Raw genomic sequence first — 17,412 nt, 5'->3', positions numbered from 1 at the left:
CTCCACACCGGCTCGCCATCTGGCTGCTTTCCGTCCGCCGACACTTGTAGCGCCGTGATCTCTCTTCGATTTACGGACAAAATTAAGCAGTTCATCCACAGCTGCACCCAAGTAGCATGCGCCAGCGTCAATCTATCCGTCCTGTAGATGTCTCTCGCTGGTATCCACTGCTGCCATCAACACAGAAGCTTGAAGAGGAGTCACACCTGCTTGGTTAGCCTGTCAGCAACCGACATCCAAACTGGTCCTGATCACGGATTTAGAATGCTCCGTACACAATATCTGTACATACCTCTATTGAGACCTAGGGACGAGTGCAGTACTTGGTGTAGCACCCAACTTCATTCTCCAAGTTGGATATACAGATATTCACCGCAACATGTATGATCTTGATGCATACCACTGCTTGAGCAAGCGCTACCCGATTAGGGTCTGCTACATCCCTTCTACTAGGGACGTCGGTCCGAATCCCCTCCCGGATCCAGGACTGGGGCCCCAGAATCTGCCCAAATTCGGGTTGTGGTCTTTGAATTCTTAGCTTCGGTCTCAAATTTGGCTCGATGATCCCAAGTTGAAGCTATTCACTCGCGTTCTAACCAGCACCAACCCTACATTCACTCTTTCACTGGCAAGCTTCCGTAAGTTACGACAGACTGAGTACAGCATCCATTCGCTCTCGGCTCCTGAATAGTCCTTGAACGGGCAAAGTTGGGCGGCGGGAGAGAACTTCCCGTCGTCGGGCGCCGAACTCGCACTTCGGCCCGACAAATCGCCCTCTACAAGGCTCCCGACGGGTTACTCACCGCCCATCTCGAAAGCGATCGGCGATGTGGTCCTGTTGATTCGCAAGGTCGCGGTAGTGGTCAGCCAGCTCTCGGAGCAGGCGGGCAGTCTCGGGCCACCGCGCCGCCAGTTTCCTCGCTCCACTCGCATACACCTCCAAGAGTGATCGCTCTTGCTGACCACCGTCGAATGGATCCCGAATCGTCACGCCACGCGCGTTGAAACGACCGATGGAGATGCCCGCTCGAAGATGATCTGACGGCACCTCTCGGAGAACAACTCGCACCGGCTCACTCGGCCAGATGCCATCGGCACCCTCGCCAACACCCGACAAGAGTTGACCAATGAACTCGTCCCCGAGATCGCTTAGGTCTTCCTGCGCAAAAAGCTCACGAGCTGCGTAGACCCACTCCTCCAAGATGTCAATGTCGATCTCGCCTCCTGGCTTCGAACCCGGAGGGGTCCTCCACTGTCGAAGCACATAGTAACTGCGATGCCCGAGAACCGTCACGACCTGTTTGCTGCTGGTTTCATCACTACCACGACCCACGAGGTAGCCGACAAGCTCTACAAACAACTTTGGGTCCTCACCGAGCAAGGAATGGAGCGATGTCGGCTGGTGCTCGATCCCAGGGACCAGGATGAACGAGAACTCAAGGCGCGCGAGTTGGCTACGGTCGACGCCGTTCTGACCAAGGAAATCGAGCAGACGGCCGATGTGAAACCCCCGCATCGCGTCGGCTGGTGCAGCATCGGTATCCGCCGCAAGTTCCGCATCGAGTGTCGATTTGACGAGGTCGGGTGTGACGACATCGGTACCGAGCTTCAGCCCCAACACGTGGATTGCACTACTCGCCTGCCCGTGTGCAACGAGACCGCGGACGACACCCTCGACGTTGGGATTCCAATGCATCCGCTGGTCAGCGCTCTGCCAGAAACCTCGCTGAAGTTCTGCATCCTCTGTTGAGATTCGTGCGATCGTCTCCGGACGGTCTTGGAGCGCCCGATAGCCAGCCAATTTCGTGGCAGAGTCGCGTTTACCAAGTTCCTCAAGGAATGGCTCGACCCAACCATTGGGCTGGTTCGCAGCCATATGTCCGAGCCACCCGACGGCGACTTGACTCTTCGGGGTGTCAACGGGAAGCCAGCCGAGCATGAGCGATCTCACTTCGTCACCCAAGAGAGATGCCGCCGCCCATCCCACTGTGTCCGGTTCAGGTGCCTCGACAGCGAGGCGCTCAAGTCCTGCAGCGGCCTCGTTTTGCCAGAGCTCAGAGAATGAGGCGATGCGACGCTCTTCGACGGCGCGCTGATAGTTCTCGTAGTCAGCTAGGTTGGGCAATGGGAGCTGAGGATGGCGCTGGAAGTACATCGCCGATCGGGCGATACGATCGTTCGGTTTCCAGGCTTCGATCACCTGTTCAAGTTGTACCAATAACGAGTCCGGTAATCGCCAAGGGGCATCGGGAAACTGGCGGTGATGCGCGACCTCGTCGTGCAGTGCCTGCCAGACCCTCGTCCGCACAGCATCGGGATAGCTGCTGATGTCCGTTTGCTCAAGCGCCTTGACAATCGACTCACGTTCATTGGTTCCGAGGGCAGGTAGCCGCTTCACGAGTTCTTCCAAACGGACCGGGTCGCCGCCGGCTGCGCTGATTGCCAACGATACAAGCGCTTGCCAGTAATAGACCTTGTCGGTAGGGTTGTCCAGGCCGATTCTCCAGTTGCGGAAGGTCGGCTCCGGTATCGACCCGGTCCAATCATGCAGCTGCGGCAGAAGACCTATGAGTAGCTGCCAGCCGACCGATGGGTACTGCTCCAGAATCACACTCGCAATGTCAAGTCGCTGACCAACCGTGGCATTTAGTTGCGGCGACCAAGGTAGGAGCACCTTGCGAAGGCTGTCGGCCGGCCGATTGCCATTTCTTCCCCCAGGGTCGACCTGCGCTAGCCCGGCAAGCGCAAAACACGCGGCTGGCGCATGGTCACGGGACCGACAGAGGAGTTCTAGCGCCCACACCAGATAGACGTGGGGTGATGTGCCACCGAAGCCTCCGTACCCGCGGTCGCGGAACATCGCCTCCAACGGCCTTCCCGGATCTCGCAGCGCACTATTGACCGCAGCGAGGAAGGCATCGGGATCTGCCTCTGCAAGCGACTGAAACGTCGGCGCTGCCGAACACCAGCACACGATATCGAGTGGCTCAAGCATGTTTCGAACGACTGATCGCACCAGAGCATTTGGTATCGATTTGCCCTCATCTCCGAACACGGCGAGTAACGCGACACCGCGAGCGATTCCCGAGCGAAGCGAACTGGAGTAGGTCAGGTGGTCTGGCAACGCGTCAGGGACGTCGTCGAGTAGCTCGACCGCAAAGACTGGGTTGTACTCACCAAGTACATCAACGGCGAGTTCAGCCCAACGCGCACTTGTCGCGTCTGTGATGATTCGGCCAAGTTGCTCGAACGCGTCCGCGGGGGCGGAGAGTCGCCATGCACCACCGGATTTGAAGAAGGGTGGGTCCTCGGCAGCGGCTAACGCAATAAGCTGTTGTTCGACCTCCTCGTACTCGCGGGCCACAAGCCTCGACACGATCTCCTTATCACCGTAACACGCGGGTTCCCAACTTCCGAGGAGGACCAACGGCGCGAGCCACGTCGATATCCGCGAATCGGTTGCCCATGCTGCCTTGTCGCTAGTTCGACTCCGTCCGTGGCTCCGACGAAACGCCGTCAAGCTCTGATCGGTCTCAGCGGCTAGCTGGTCGGCGGCCTGGAGACTCATTGGTTCCTCGCTGACCCCGAACTCCACATCATGTAGGAGGACCTCGGTTCGCAGCATTTCCGCGGCACGAACGCGGTCAATGCGCGGCAGCACGATGTCGCCGTGACGGACAGGATCGCCGAGCCCCAGCGGAACGAAAACGGTCAAACCCTTGCCGACTGCCGCTGCGACATCAGCGTCGGGGAAATCTGGGACGAGAATTCCCGAACTGAGGCTCGCCACGAGCCGGGTCCATTCGTTTGGTGTCTCCACGAGCAAGGCCGACCGGAGGCGGTATTCCTCCTCGACCCCGAGGTTCTCGGTGGTGCCCAATGTTGAAGCGATGAACGCCAGCGCCTCCGCTCTGGAGTTTGCGTGGATACCGACGTCGCCTCCTGTGCCCAACGCGACTTCTCGAACCTTTGCAGCCTCTTTGTCCCTGCCCAGCGCCAGAAGACGAGCGGGCAGCACGGGATGAGTGTGCTGGCGCCAGATATCGAACCAGTGCTCAATCGTCGAGATCTCAAGCGGCTTAAGGCCAACGATCTCCGAAGCCCAGATGTGTACCGCCGGCTGCGAGAGCATCCATGTTTCGAGGGCGTCGGCGTCGATGACTAGAACCTTGCGCCAAGAAGCGGAGTGCTTCCCCCCGGTCCAATCGGGCAACCGCCGCGTGGTCACGAACACAAACGCAGTACGCTTAGTCACGACATTGCGAGGGTTAGTCGTTCGCTCGCGAATGTCGCTATTTGCCTTCTTTTTTGCATCTCCTCCCGCGCCGAGTTCCCACACGCTCGGACCTGCTGGCACATACGGCGGCACTCCTTCGAGGGACTGAACGACACCGTCGTAACCTTGGACGAGGACTCCAGCACCGGAACGGATCGTGAGGCCGCTCAGGCCCTTCGTCACCGCAAAGAGGCGCTGAAGAAGGCGCGGAAGAAGTTCGACCTCCGGCATCAGTAAACCCTTGTCCAACTCGTCTGCACTGAGCAGTTCCGGTGAAGGACTTGGTGAGCGCAAGGTGAGCTGCCCGGTCGAACTTAGCTCTGTCACAGCGAGTTGACTGCGTTCAAGGCTTGCGAGACGCTCCGCGAGTAGGTCCTCCAGCGCGTCTCGTCGCTCCGGCTTGACCAACCACGCGTGTGCCTGTCCACCTCGTTGACGCGTTACGTCTTGTTGGTCGGTGCCTCGCTCGAAGTAGCAGGAGTTCCGCTTAAGCACGGTCCGGACCGTCACCTCGCTGACGCGCGCCGTGTGCGCAAGCGCCTTGATGGTGAATGAGCCCAGATCGGCAGCCGCGCGGAGAGTTCGGTAGGTCGAGTCCATTTCACCACCCTAGCCGGTTTCCTGATTCATGAGTCATATGACTAACGAATACTGCTACGATCGAGGCGGGTCATCAAAGCGGGTTGATCCGTTAAAAGCGGAGGTGGCTGGTTACGGGCCTAACTTCTGAAACGTCTCAACCCTAACTTCTGAAGCTCATCGACTCTAACTTCTGAAACCTCTCAATTCCAACTTCTGGAAGTGAGGAACCCTAACTCCTGAAACCGGAGAACTCTAACTCCTTCAAGTGATTGATGGGTACAACGAATCGGCCATACTCGTCCATAGGAGCCCCAAAGAGGGGATCCATGGGAGGAGGGGGCCGACAGGTGGCAAAGAAGAAAGAAACGTGGGGAGTTGAAATGAACTATGTCAGGGAGGTGATTCGCCTCCACTATGAACTCGAGAAGAATCGTAACGAGATCGCCCAGTCGCTTGGGATCTCCCATGCGACCGTGACGCGGATCCTTTCGCTCGCCGGGGAACGCGGAGTCGAGCTCTTGGCGCTTAGCGACACTGAGCTCAAAGCGTTGATGTATCCGAATCCAGCTGGTCCAAAACCATCGACGACCAAGGCTCCGATCGACTTCGCCTGGGTGCTGTCCGAACTAGGTCGCAAATCCATGACCCGAGCGCTTCTGTACCAGGAGTACGCAAAGGCCAATGAGGGAGGCGAGGTCTATAGCTACTCCAACTTCTGTGCTCAGTTGAGGGAGTACCAGCAAAGCCACCAGGTCACCATGGTGTTAACGCACACCCCTGGTGAGGTGTGCTACCTTGACTATGCCGGCATGACCATCCCGATCTATGACGCCATCACGCACATGGTGCTCTTTTGTGCCCAGATCCTCGTTGCCACCCTCGCCTACTCTGGCTACACCTACGCCGAGGCCCAGCGTGCTCAGTCCGAGGAGTGTTTTGTCAATGGGATTGCGCGTGCTCTTAGCTTCTTTGGCGGTGTCGTGGCCACCCTGGTGCCAGATAACTTGAAGGCAGGGGTTATCTCTCACACCAAGCGGGTCATCCGACTCTCTCGGGCCATTGTTGAACTAGCCAGCTACTACCATCTCTGGATCGACCCCACACGGGTACGTCGACCACGGGATAAGGCCAAGGTCGAAGAGCGGGTCAAAGCCGTTCAGAACTGGGTGCTAGCTCCCTTGCGTGATGAGCACTTCACCTCGCTAGCCGCACTCAATGAGGCGATCGCTCGCGGGGTCAAGGAGCTCAACGATCGTCCCTTCACCAAGATGGAAGGGTCGAGGAGTGAGCGCTTCTGCCAAGAGCGCCCATACCTTCGTCCCCTCCCCGAGACACCCTTTAGCTATGGGCGCTGGTTGAGCCTCAGGGTTCCTCCCAACTATCACCTCATCATCGGCGAGGTCTCCTACTCGGTGCCCTATGTACTAACTGGAAAGACCGTTGAGGTACGCATCACGGAAGGGATCGTGGAGATCTTTCACGCCGGTCAACGGGTGGCCTCTCATCAGCGCAGCTACCGTTCGGGTGAGGTCATGACCGATCCGGCCCACCTGCACCCAAAGCACGCCGCCTATCTTGACTCACTCTCGTCAGAGACCTTGAAGGCTCGCCTCATTGAGGCTGGTCCAAGTGTTGGTCAACTCGCCGAGCTTCTCGGCGGTGAGCCTCCCTTCACAGAGGGAAAGCGTCACTCACTCACCCGACTCCTCGATCTTTACCACATCCATGGTGCCGATGAGCTCGAGGCTGCCTGTGGCTGGGCACTTGCCAACAATACGACGAGTCTCGCCTCTCTCGTGTCCATCCTTACCACCAAGGTCTATCTCACCGGGGATCAACCAGCACCACCGGTCTCACCCATCCATGACAACCTCCGTCACCACGACGAGTTCACCAACACCGAAAGGAGGGTCTAAGCACCCATGTCTAGCCATCTTGCCAATCTCGAACACCTCCGAGCGCTTCGACTCCCTGATGCCAGAGCCGAGTACGAGCGCCAGCTCCAGGATGCGACCGTCGAGTCCTTGCACTTCATCGACCGGCTCGATCTCATCCTCGACAAGGAGATCACCATGCGTCACAACCGTCGGGTAGCCCGCAAACTCCGCGAGGCCTCTCTTCGAGTCATGGCCTACAAGGAGGAGTTCTCCTTTGAGACCCATCGCGGGATCTCAAGGGAGACCTTTGCGAGCCTTACCTCACTTGCGTTCATGGACAAAGGACATGGTCTCATCATCACCGGTCCTACCGGAGTCGGTAAGACCTACCTCGGCTGTCTCGTTGGCATGGAGGCGATTCGCAGGGAGTACTCGGTGCGCTACCTACGAACCTCTGATCTCATCGAGCGTCTCAGTCTCGCGAGGGCCGATGGGAGCTACCGGAACCTGATGGCCAACCTTCGCCGACTCGATCTGCTCATCCTCGATGACTTTGGACTCTCGCCCGTCTCGGTGACGAGCTCTCGGGAACTCTTAGAGATCATCGATGCTAGAGTGGATCTGCGCTCGACGATCTTTCTCTCTCAGTTCCCGGTGGCCAAGTTCCATGCACTCATGGAGGATGCGACTGCCGCTGATGCCATCATGGACCGCATTATTCATGCCTCACGGGTCATTGAGCTCACCGGTGAATCGATGCGCAAAGTCAAAGCCCAGGAGGAGTCCAACCAAGACGAGGAAGGAGGATAACCAAAGGGGATCGAGGAGAGGGGATCTCAGCGCTCGGCCGACCCTTTGAAGGAGTTAGAAGCGAGTGGTTTCAGGAGTTAGAAGCGAGTGGTTTCAGGAGATAGAATTAGCGGCTTTCACAAGTTACAAGAAAGTGGTTTCAGGAGTTAGAAGAATCGGCTTTCACAAGTTACAAGAAAGTGGTTTCAGGAGTACAAGAATAGCCAGTGGCAATGGCGTTCGTACAGCGAAGCAAGCAAGGAACCCCCAACGAAGACCAATCTCCCGCCCTCCGCGAGGACATACTAGGTCACCTCGCTAGCGCGCTAGACGAGTAAGGTAGGGCACTGCTGGAGCACCGTCCAACCGCGGTTGAGGTCCCAACCAGGCCATGCGGGGCACCTTCAGGCCCACCGCCTGGAACCAGCAGACCCCTATCAAAGGATCCATGAGGTTCCCCCGCACACAGTTTTTCGACACCATTGATTCATCGGGCATGCGCAGCCGAGTAGCGAACCTTCTTCACCACGTCAGGACAGACCCTTTACATCACATCGCTGGACTGCCCCTCATGCCAGGTCCGCTTCGCTTCGAGCATTTAGTTGGTTTCGCACAAAGCCTATAAGCGATATACGTCCACGAAACGGTGGCAATAAGCGGATATGTCACTAACTTCCTCAGCCCTCATCAATCCGAAACGTTCCCTTCCTACGAGGGGGGACATCCGCGCCAGTCAGATTGACGACGCGTCGTTGCAGCTCATCAATCGAACCGAGCACGGACACGGTACCATCCTCCGCAACATAAAGCATTCCGTGGCTCGCTCGCGCTAAGTCCCACAATGCCTCCCGGATCTCCGGCTCATCCACAGAATCAAATTTTGGAAATCCGCTAATTTCAGTAGCAATCATAGATATGTTCCTAGGTGTCCTAAGGAGCCTTGTCTCCAACTGCAGGAGCACCTGGAGAATGGCGTTGTAAAGATCTACTCGATCGAAGATGGACTCCCCCAAGAGTTGATCCACCTCAGCCGTGACCGTTAACAGATGACCCAAGTGCAAGCTCTGAATCGTACCCAGCCCATGCTCCCCATGGTGCCAGGGGTGCCTCTGCGGCGAACGACCGAGTACAAGCGCAACGGTATCTCCAATCTCTATGCTGCACTCGATGTCGCTTCGGGCAAGGTCATCACCAAGATGACGGTTGCCCATAGGGCGATAGAGTTCATCGAGTTCTTAGAGCTCATCGACCGACAAGTACCCAAGGAGCTGGGAGTTCACGTTGTTTTAGACAACTACGCAGCCCATGAGACCGAGTCGGTGAGAACCTGGCTCCTTGCCCACCCCCGTTTCGAGTTCCACTTCACCCCAACCTATTCTTCTTGGATGAACCAGGTAGAGAGGTGGTTCTCAGCGTTAACCACCAAGTACCTCCAGCGCAGCGTTCACCACACTGTGACCGAACTTAGACCGAGGGATTACCAAGTGGGCCAAGGCCTGGAACGAGAACCCCAAGCCCTTCATCTGGACCAAGAGCGCCGACGAGATCTTCGCTTCTATGCGCAAATACCTGGAGCCTATTGTTTCTCCGCAAACTTCTGAGGAGGGACACTAGGAACGTTCAACCTGATCACCCAGCGCCCCGAGGTAGCGAGTACCCGCAGCGAGGTCGGTCACTTCGAGGGCGACCTCATCATCGGGGCTCGGGGCAAGTCGGCCATCGTCACCCTTATCGACCGGACCAGCCGCTTGAATCTCATCGGTGACCTACCCGGTAATTACGGAGCCGAGAACGTGCTGGCGTGCTGCATCGAGCTACTCGAGCGCGTGCCCGCAGAGCTACACCGCACGCTGACCTGGGATCAAGGTCGTGAGATGGCTCGTCACGACGACCTCGCCAACGCCGTGGGCATCGATGTCTACTTCGCCAACCCCCATAGTCCGTGGGAACGCCCATCCAACGAGAATTTCAACGGGCTCCTTCGATGCTACGTCGGCAAGGGCACCGACCTCTCGGTCTACTCGCAAGAGGACCTCGACGTGATCAGTCACCGCCTCAACACCATGCCTCGGAGAATCTTCCAATGGGGGTCAGCCAAGGACCGCTACAGTGCTGCTGTCGTTGCACTGACCGCTTGAACTCGCCAACGATCCGATCATCACGAACGGTGATGCTCGCGGATCAATATTCTTTCAGCAGCAGCGCAGAGTTGTGGGGCGTGCGTCGGTGACGGCCCAGACCTTGAGGGCAACTGGCTCAGCTAAATGCGCCGGATGAGTGGCTCAGTGGGTATTCCGGCTGCGGGCAAAAGGATTGAACCTTGAGATAGATAGGGCGTTGGGCTGCACCCATCCCACAATCTTTCGAGTGCATCGGGGCAGTGCAAGTATGAAGCACGTTCACTTGCCTGGGGAGTCAATCAGGATCAAGGAGGCAGCGCAGAACCATGTGAGTGACTGGCCCAGCGTGCGACCGGGACCAGGAGCATCCCTGAGATAACGAATACTCCGGCAAGTATTTCCCATCCTTGGAATCCGCCCTCCGCCACGATCAAGGCGAAGAGAGCCGGAGCGACGAGAGCACCGATATCCACCCCAGCATTGAAGAAGCCCTGATACTGGCCCAGGGAACGCTCAGGGGCCAACTCGAAGACGAGCGCCCAGGATGACGCTGACTGCCACAGTTCGCCCGCAACTTGGGTCAGCGCTACTGCAACGATGATCGCGACGGTAAGTATTCCAGTCGTCAAGCCGCTGAGTGCAATCAGCAAGCTCGCTGCCGCCAATGCAATTCCGGCTCGAAGACCGGCGCGTGCTGCCAAGGGTACGGAATTCACTCGACGGCTCGCTGGCACTTGCAGAAAGACGACAGCAACAGTGTTGATCACCAAGACAACTGAGACGATCCAGAGAGGAGCGTCAGTTCGCTTTGCGACCCACAGCGGTAAGGCCACTGTGATCATGCTGCCATTCAGGAGCAGGACGGCGTTAAGAAGAGTGATCACCATGAAAGGCATATTTCTCAGAGCGCTGTCATGACCGAATAGGTGAGCTTTTGGAGGGGCCGGGCCGATAGATTTCCCGGAATTGTCTGGCGCATGAAGTTTCGGCGATGCCGACGTGGAAAATATAAGAGCCGCGGTGACAACATAAGAAGCGGCATTGACACCGATCGCAACCCTGTAGGAGAAAGGAGTATCGACTGCAAGAATCGCGGCTCCTGCTGCGGCTCCGACCGCTGCCCCGGCATTAGACATTGAGCGAACCGCCGCACGAAATTTTACTCGACCCTCCCGGGCAACGAGGTCGGCGATGAATGCACCGCGAGTAGCCCCAGCACCGCGATCGAAGACCGTCACCGCGCACAGCAGAACAGCCACCACGGCAGGCCCTCTAAGAATCACGTAGAAGATGGAGCCTGCGCCCTCGAAGAGAAGCACGACTACGTATAGCCGACGTGCTCCCGTGGTATCTGCATAATGTCCTATAAGAGGGCCAGCTATCAGTCCACATCCGGCTGCGAGGGAGATCACGAGACCAAAAAACTCCAGAGACATCCCGACAATGCGAGTGAAGTACAGCGCAGATACGGTGACGAAGAGGCCTCCACCTATCGAGTTGATCACCATGGCGACGGTGAAGCGACGCTGGTCCGACGTGTAATCAGAGACCCGAAAGATGCCGAACAACTTCACGGAATTCTTTGAAGATACGTCGTCAAAAGGCCATTAGCATCAATAGCGTGTATCGCAAATGCCGGGTCGTTTAGCTGCGAGGTGGTCACGCAACTCCATGGCGGTGAAACACGCGGGGCGAGCGACGGCGCTGCAATTGCAGGTGTGCCTCGAAGAGAAGAGATCATCATGTTGTGCATGTGGCCCCCAAGAATTGCGGTAACTCCAACTTCATGATTTAGAACGTCTCCGAGAGTACGGGTACCTTGATCGTCAAGAGAGGCGATGTCTTGTCCTTGCCAGCGGATGGGCGTGTGATGCAGCATAACAACGACGTGCCGGCCCGTCGGTACTCTCGCGAGTTCACGGTCGAGCCAGTCGCCGGTCTCGGGAGTGAGCGTTCCTTCGTCCCGGCCAGGGACGGTCGAGTCGAGCGCCAACACCGAGACGGAGCTTTCTTGCCAATGCTGGTGGGCCGGACCATTGACTTCTTGCTGACCCAGCACCGTGAGCGCGAAGTTTGATCGGTCGTCGTGATTTCCGGGGCACATGCGTACTGGAACCTGCAGCGCTTTGAACGCTGCAATAAGTTCTTCGTAGTCGCTGAGTCGCCCCTGCTCAGATAAGTCTCCGGACACCACAATCAAATCAAGCTCTCCGCTCATCTCCTGCAACAGGGCAATTGTCCGCTCAAGCACCTCAGAGCGTTCACGTGATCCGTCGAGGTGTAAGTCGGAGAGGTGAGCAATTGTTGAAGGTTTGACCGCAGAGAGCAACTGTTTGGGAGATAGTCGATCCTGATCAGGCAAGCGACACCATCCTTTCAATGACTTCGACTTCATCCTTGCCGTCGACGAGTACACCCCCAAACGCGTCGGTCGAATGAACAGCGTGTTCTTCGGGTCTAATCGGCTTGCTCCAGTAGCCGCTGGCCCATTCTGGGAGTACCTCTTCGGAAAGACCCGGATCCGTCGATGTCCATAAGACTTGTCCGACCGTCAACTTCTTCGGCGGAGTGGGCTGGCTCGCCAAGACAGACGCGTGTCGAAGTCCTGCGCCCAAAAGGTATGACTCCTTTGAGAGATCAACACCGTAGGCACGAGATATCGAGGCCTTAATCATTCCGCCACCCAACCGGGCGGCGATCTCACCAGCAAGTAACTCGCCGGTGGGACGGCGATACGTCTCTAAATGAATAAGGTAAATTCCATGATCTTCGGGAAGTGATTGAGCTATTGCTTCCGTGCATTCATACATGTCCTGGGCGTCTCGAGACCCACTATCCACCATGACCGACATCACCGGATGTTCCTGGAATGTGTGTGGCGGGTATACGTAACGCGAGACGGAGGCAAGTAACACGTTCACCCCGTCGAGGACCGCGTCTGTATGGAAGACATCGCCAGCAACGTACTCTTCGGCAATTAGCGCGTGCTGGTGCAGGCTGGCAAGCAGTGCAGGATCCTTCGCGACGGCATGTATCACGGTTTCCTTATCCTCAAAGATCCGGATACCTTTAGATCCAGCACCAGCACGTGGCTTGAGGACAATTGCGCCGAACTGATCCGACGCGGCAAACAAGTCATCGACTGATTGGCAATCGACCCATCGAACAGCCGTGAGAGCAGCATTGTGAAAGATTCTCTTCATCCGCAGCTTGTCGCGAAACTGCATTGCAAGTGATGCAGTCGTCCCCTGGATTGACAGAAGCGAACGCAGAGTTCCTGCGCGCACAACATCATCCTCGGCATTGCATAGCACGCGGTCCGGCTTAAGGTCTCGAGCTACATCCATGATCGTCCCGGTAGCTTCATCTGAAAAATAATCATCGACAGTCACAATTTGAGTTCCAGGTGCCATGTCTTCCAGGTCTCGTCGATGGTCCTTGCCAGTCACCATGGTGATCTGCGTTGAAGGATCAGCTTCGATGATCCAGCGATCCAGCGGCGAGGTCGAAGCAGGCTGTTGCAGGAGCAGGATGCGTGTCATTGGGCCCCTTCCGTGGCATCATCGACGAGTTCCAAGTGCCATGAGTTATTGATATCGTGCAGAACGGCTTCGAAAGGCCGTTCTGCTGAAGGCTCGATCAGCACATAACCGGCCTGCGACGAAGAAGTAAACCTCGGTCCCAATACTTGTCCGGGAATCACTTGGACGGTGGCCTCAATCACTCCGGGAATCGTCATTAGCGTTTGTGCCGTGGTGACGGATTCCACCCTCCCAGCCGCGACACTAAGCATGCACAGTGCAATGTTCTGTTTAGGGGAGGTTGGTAGACACTTTGTATTCACGGGCAGGCCCGCCTCTACATCTATGAAGAGATCCCACAGGTCAATCCCGTAGGCCCGATCAAGTAACGGCACAATTGATCCACCTCCGGGGCGGCAGGCAATCTCGCCGACGACCAGTTGGCCGCCTGTTGTCTGGAGTACCTCAAGATGGGTAATACCGTGAGGTAAGCCCAGCGCTCGGACTGATAGGTCGTGCAGATCGGACAAGACGGTGCGAAGCGGATGATCCTCTGAGAGAAGCTTGGTGCACAGCGGTTCAGCTGGGCTACGACGAATCAACGGTTTACCGTATTGAGCGACAGATAGAAAGCGAGTAGTTCCGTCTGTTACGAGGCCGTCGATGTGGAACTCAGCGCTTACGGTCAGGAATCGTTCCACAACTGCGGCTGGGTCCGGTTCACACAATTCTTTCGGTGGCTCTTCAAGAAATCGCTTCACATCTAGGTCTGACGAGAGCACGACTGCGCCACGGGTACCGGTTCCCAGACTTGGCTTAACGATTAGTGGAGCTCCCATTCTGGATACTGTGTCACGAAGCTCGCCCAGTCCGTAAACTGTTGCGAAGTCTGTTATCGGCAGTCCCGCGTTCGCGAAGCAGGACTTCATGACGTGTTTCGCTGTGAATCGCACGGCCACATCGAACGAAGTCCCCGGTATGCCATATCGACTTCTGAGAAAAGCCGCAATCTGAACACTCCGCTCCGAGGGAGCTAAGACGGCTCCGAAGGGGCTGTCTTGCATGAGTGGCGTCACAACACGCAGCACTTCGGTGAGGTCTGTGATTCGGGAGACAACTTGGACGTCGCTAAACCCACGGTCCCGATACGCTTCTGCATACCAGGGTTCGGTCAGCACTGTGACCTGGAGATCACGACGGCTGATCAGAGTGTCAGTAATGCCGAATTTGTTCGTGCCAATGAGAAGAGTGCGCAATCGTTGGTCGTTCAGCTTCATGCCACACCGCTCTGACCGGTCGCGGGGGTTCGAAGGGAAAACCGTGACGGCACCGCGTCTCTTGAATCGGAGTATCTTCCTGAATACTTAAGTCGACTCCCCAGCACACTCCAGAACGCTATCTTCCCTATCAGCATGCCCCGGTACAACCTGACAGGCTGGGCGACTCTAATCTCCAACGTCCAGGGCATCATCGCGCCGCAATGCCCTAACGGTGCCGAATGCTGAATCCATACGCCGAGGGCCGACACAGACAGTCGGGCGTACAGGGTTGCAGCATAGAAATCGCTGCCCATGCTCTCTTTTGTTGCGCCAAGGTAAATCTTTCCTGGCTCAAAGACCAGACCAACCTCAGGTATAACGCGTCTAGTTGTGTGAACCTCTTGATATGCATCGAGTATTTCGTCGTTGTATTCGAGAATAGTGGCACCTAATCGGAAGCCATAGCTGTTTGGTTCAATACGGCTTGAGTCAAAATCATCAATATGGATTCGGCCGCGCTCGACCTCGAGAGCGATCTCGCTACCTGTGAGAATCAACTAGAACCTCCAGTAACTCGTTGACATTACGCCGGAATTCATCAATTGACCCATCGTTCAATATAGTGTAGTTAGCAGGGATCTGATCGATGCCGGACGCTGAAGTGCCTGAGGTTGTTTCGTCGCCACGGTAACAGAGACGCTCCTGTCGAACTTGACTGGATGCTTCAATACGCACTACCCGGAAACCGTGTTCAAAAAGTTCTGGAAAGTCGACGTACGGGTCGCGAAGATCGTCGATAATCACCAGGTCGGCATGTTCGCCACTGAGCAGCGCGATCACGGGTGCTACAAGTGCTCGAGGGTTCAACCGACGGAGGTGGGACGCCAGTGATTCCATCAGCAATTGATCTTGTCGATCTGCTGGCAACGTCACCCCAGCCACAGATCGAATCGCCTGCTGAAGCGTATAGAGCGGTTCGGCTAGTTTCAGCCTGGCGATAGTCAATCCGCCGACCGATGCGAACTCCTTTGCCATCTCGAAAAAGGTCGACTTGCCTGCACCAGACTGTCCAATCACGCAAAGCCGGATCTGGTTTGCGTGTTTGCGATCACTCGCCTGCGGTGCCAGAAGTAAAGATCGCTCGACGAACGCAGCTACATCGCCGTTGTGTCGAACCGCAGGAGCTGAACTCCCTGACTTGACCGACGGGCCTGCTGCCGCAAATATCGCGTTCAGGCGTGGATCGCCATTGTTGGTCGTGTGGGCCGCGGATCTTAGCGGTGGCCCGAAAACGCGTCGATCATCAGTAATCTCGGCGGACGGGAGAACTCCATCACCGAAAATAAGCTGTATCACATCCTCTCCGACGGGGATACCGGCAGCAGGGATGTGCTGGTCGACGCCAGGCTGTCCTGTTGCACTGTGTAAAGTGGACTTGAGTAGTCGGACGGCCTCAGCGAGGTCATAACGGGTGCCGGTGCCGCGAACCAGCATTCCGTTGTTAGCAAGGTGGTAAAACACAAGCGAGAGGCCAGGGTCTGCCCCGTCGTCCCCTACTTCGCCAGGAACGGCAAGGCCAGCGCTAACGAGGAGGTTATTCGGGTAAAAAGTCGTGGTCACCGCCGCCATTCCATGGTCGGAGGACACGACGACGGTGTCATCGTCAGCGGCGTATCGCAAGACTTCGGCGAGGATGTTGTCAGCTTGCCGGTAGCCACGTGCTAGGAGATCCCAGGCATGCTCGCGAGTCTCAGGTGCGATCGCTATCTGACTCGGGTCGACCAGGCCGATCAGTTCGTGCCCTAGGTCGTCAGTGATCGGAACGTAGATCACGACGAGTCCAGGCTTGACGCTTGAGACGGACAATGCGGCTCTGGTGGAGCGAAGAAAACGTTCAGCGACAAGCTTCGAAGCAGAAATCAAGACTTCCTCGGCAGCCCCGTCACCGCCGTCCACTAGCTTGCGACCGTAGATGCCGTCCCGGTACAGCGCGCCGGTGCTCTCGCCGCAGAACGGACTCGATGCGATATCTCGTTGAAGTACGTCAACCAGGGAAGAGTCGAAACCCGCGACTCTTGTGGTCCAGACGGCAGTCCGCACGCAAAGCAGCTGGGAACCCACAGTCACAGTTCGATACCAGCCAGCACCGTCGGACCGAGACGGAAAGCTGGTCCACTCCGAGCCAACTTCGTTCGAGTCTCCATTGGGAGAAGTGAGAATCACTCGAGGTTGGAAATCAGGTCGGTATATCTGGACAGATTCTTCGAGATCATCCCAGACCAAAGTGTCGCCAGGCTTTAAAGGACTGAATCGTTCTCTTGCGACGCGACCGCTATAGGCTTCGATAGCGCCGAGGACACCAGGATCCACGGAGTTGTCCGCATGAAACGTCCAGGGGGCATGAACAAGAATCGACGTCACTCCACGTTTTCCCAGCCGTTGCCAGAGCATCGGTGCATGGCAAACCCCTGGCTCAAATCCACGCCGCTGGGAGGTCATGTCATTATCTAGGGCACCCGGTACCCAAAATCCGGTAACGCCATTATCCGCGGGCTGTGTTCCCGTGAAAAGGCAAGCGAGTCCCGGCGGCGTTTGGCAACTCGGCGCCGACGGGGATAGCCCCGTCGCCATGCCAGCCATTTGAACCGATGCGAGACCGGGTAGCGACCCTCGACGCACAAGTTCCTGAGTTATCCAATACGGAGCACCGTCCCACACAAGCCAATAGGTAGTCATGGCGAGATGTCTTGGAGCAGCGACGGAAGCAGTGCAAGACTGTCAATCAGATGGACCGGTCCTGCATGATCATTCAAGTCGCTCTGAGCCTCATACTTTCCAGTCCGAACCTGAACTGTCGTCACTCCGGCGGACCTGCCCATTCGGATATCAGTCGTGACGTCGTCACCGACAACCCATATTTGTTCGGTGGGAAAGTGAGCTCCCGCCGACTCGATGGCAAGCTTCAGGAAAGCCTCATTCGGCTTGCCT

At 56.9% G+C, this 17,412-nt stretch carries 13 protein-coding genes; 4 read left to right on the top strand and 9 right to left on the bottom strand.

The annotated features are described in order from the left end of the window. Nucleotides 1-799: 799 nt before the first annotated feature. Nucleotides 800-4,876, bottom strand: coding sequence for a hypothetical protein (locus tag M7Q83_RS08640; RefSeq protein WP_298337481.1), 4,077 nt, complete (start codon nt 4,874-4,876; stop codon nt 800-802). Between the two features lie 329 nt (nt 4,877-5,205). On the opposite strand from M7Q83_RS08640, the gene istA reads away from it, so the two are divergent. Both istA and istB read left to right on the top strand, forming a co-directional pair. After that, nucleotides 5,206-6,774, top strand: coding sequence for an IS21 family transposase (gene istA, locus M7Q83_RS08635; protein ID WP_298337478.1), 1,569 nt, complete (start codon nt 5,206-5,208; stop codon nt 6,772-6,774). Nucleotides 6,775-6,780: 6 nt separating this feature from the next. Then, entirely contained in the window at nt 6,781-7,545 is a 765-nt protein-coding gene (istB, locus tag M7Q83_RS08630; RefSeq protein WP_298337475.1) for an IS21-like element helper ATPase IstB, read from the top strand. 656 nt (nt 7,546-8,201) lie between these two features. On the opposite strand, the gene M7Q83_RS08625 is transcribed toward istB, so the two are convergent. After that, entirely contained in the window at nt 8,202-8,435 is a 234-nt protein-coding gene (locus M7Q83_RS08625; protein WP_298337472.1) for a hypothetical protein, read from the bottom strand. 135 nt (nt 8,436-8,570) lie between these two features. Here M7Q83_RS08625 and M7Q83_RS08620 point away from each other — a divergent pair, with 135 nt between their 5' ends. Together M7Q83_RS08620 and M7Q83_RS08615 are read left to right on the top strand one after the other, a co-directional pair. Beyond that, entirely contained in the window at nt 8,571-9,125 is a 555-nt protein-coding gene (locus tag M7Q83_RS08620) for an IS630 family transposase (protein WP_298337469.1), read from the top strand. A 24-nt stretch (nt 9,126-9,149) separates the two neighbouring features. Continuing rightward, entirely contained in the window at nt 9,150-9,662 is a 513-nt protein-coding gene (locus tag M7Q83_RS08615) for an IS30 family transposase (protein ID WP_366526391.1), read from the top strand. 287 nt (nt 9,663-9,949) lie between these two features. Here M7Q83_RS08615 and M7Q83_RS08610 read toward each other — a convergent pair whose 3' ends face one another. From M7Q83_RS08610 to M7Q83_RS08580, 7 genes are all read right to left on the bottom strand, one after another. After that, nucleotides 9,950-11,218 carry an MFS transporter gene (locus tag M7Q83_RS08610; RefSeq protein ID WP_298337466.1) on the bottom strand — a complete coding sequence of 423 codons (1,269 nt, stop codon included), beginning with the start codon at nt 11,216-11,218 and terminating at the stop codon, nt 9,950-9,952. After that, the gene (locus tag M7Q83_RS08605) at nt 11,215-12,006 is read right to left on the bottom strand and encodes a metallophosphoesterase (RefSeq protein ID WP_298337464.1); all 792 of its coding nucleotides are present in this window, start codon (nt 12,004-12,006) and stop codon (nt 11,215-11,217) included. Before M7Q83_RS08605 ends, M7Q83_RS08610 begins: the two co-directional genes overlap by 4 nt. Then, nucleotides 11,999-13,186, bottom strand: coding sequence for a hypothetical protein (locus M7Q83_RS08600; protein WP_298337461.1), 1,188 nt, complete (start codon nt 13,184-13,186; stop codon nt 11,999-12,001). Before M7Q83_RS08600 ends, M7Q83_RS08605 begins: the two co-directional genes overlap by 8 nt. Next, nucleotides 13,183-14,442, bottom strand: a complete 1,260-nt coding sequence (locus M7Q83_RS08595; RefSeq protein ID WP_298337458.1) for an ATP-grasp domain-containing protein — start codon at nt 14,440-14,442, stop codon at nt 13,183-13,185. Before M7Q83_RS08595 ends, M7Q83_RS08600 begins: the two co-directional genes overlap by 4 nt. Further along, nucleotides 14,439-14,981 carry a hypothetical protein gene (locus M7Q83_RS08590; protein WP_298337455.1) on the bottom strand — a complete coding sequence of 181 codons (543 nt, stop codon included), beginning with the start codon at nt 14,979-14,981 and terminating at the stop codon, nt 14,439-14,441. Before M7Q83_RS08590 ends, M7Q83_RS08595 begins: the two co-directional genes overlap by 4 nt. Then, a complete protein-coding gene (locus M7Q83_RS08585) occupies nt 14,965-17,160 on the bottom strand; it encodes an alkaline phosphatase family protein (protein ID WP_298337452.1) in 2,196 nt (731 codons plus the stop codon). The genes M7Q83_RS08590 and M7Q83_RS08585 overlap by 17 nt, the downstream gene beginning before the upstream one ends. Beyond that, nucleotides 17,157-17,412: HAD hydrolase-like protein (locus tag M7Q83_RS08580; protein WP_298337450.1), on the bottom strand; the 256-nt coding region annotated here is incomplete at its 5' end. The genes M7Q83_RS08585 and M7Q83_RS08580, both read right to left, overlap by 4 nt.

This window comes from Ferrimicrobium sp., from assembly GCF_027364955.1.
GTDB lineage: Bacteria > Actinomycetota > Acidimicrobiia > Acidimicrobiales > Acidimicrobiaceae > Ferrimicrobium.
This window is presented reverse-complemented; position numbering and strand designations above follow the sequence as displayed.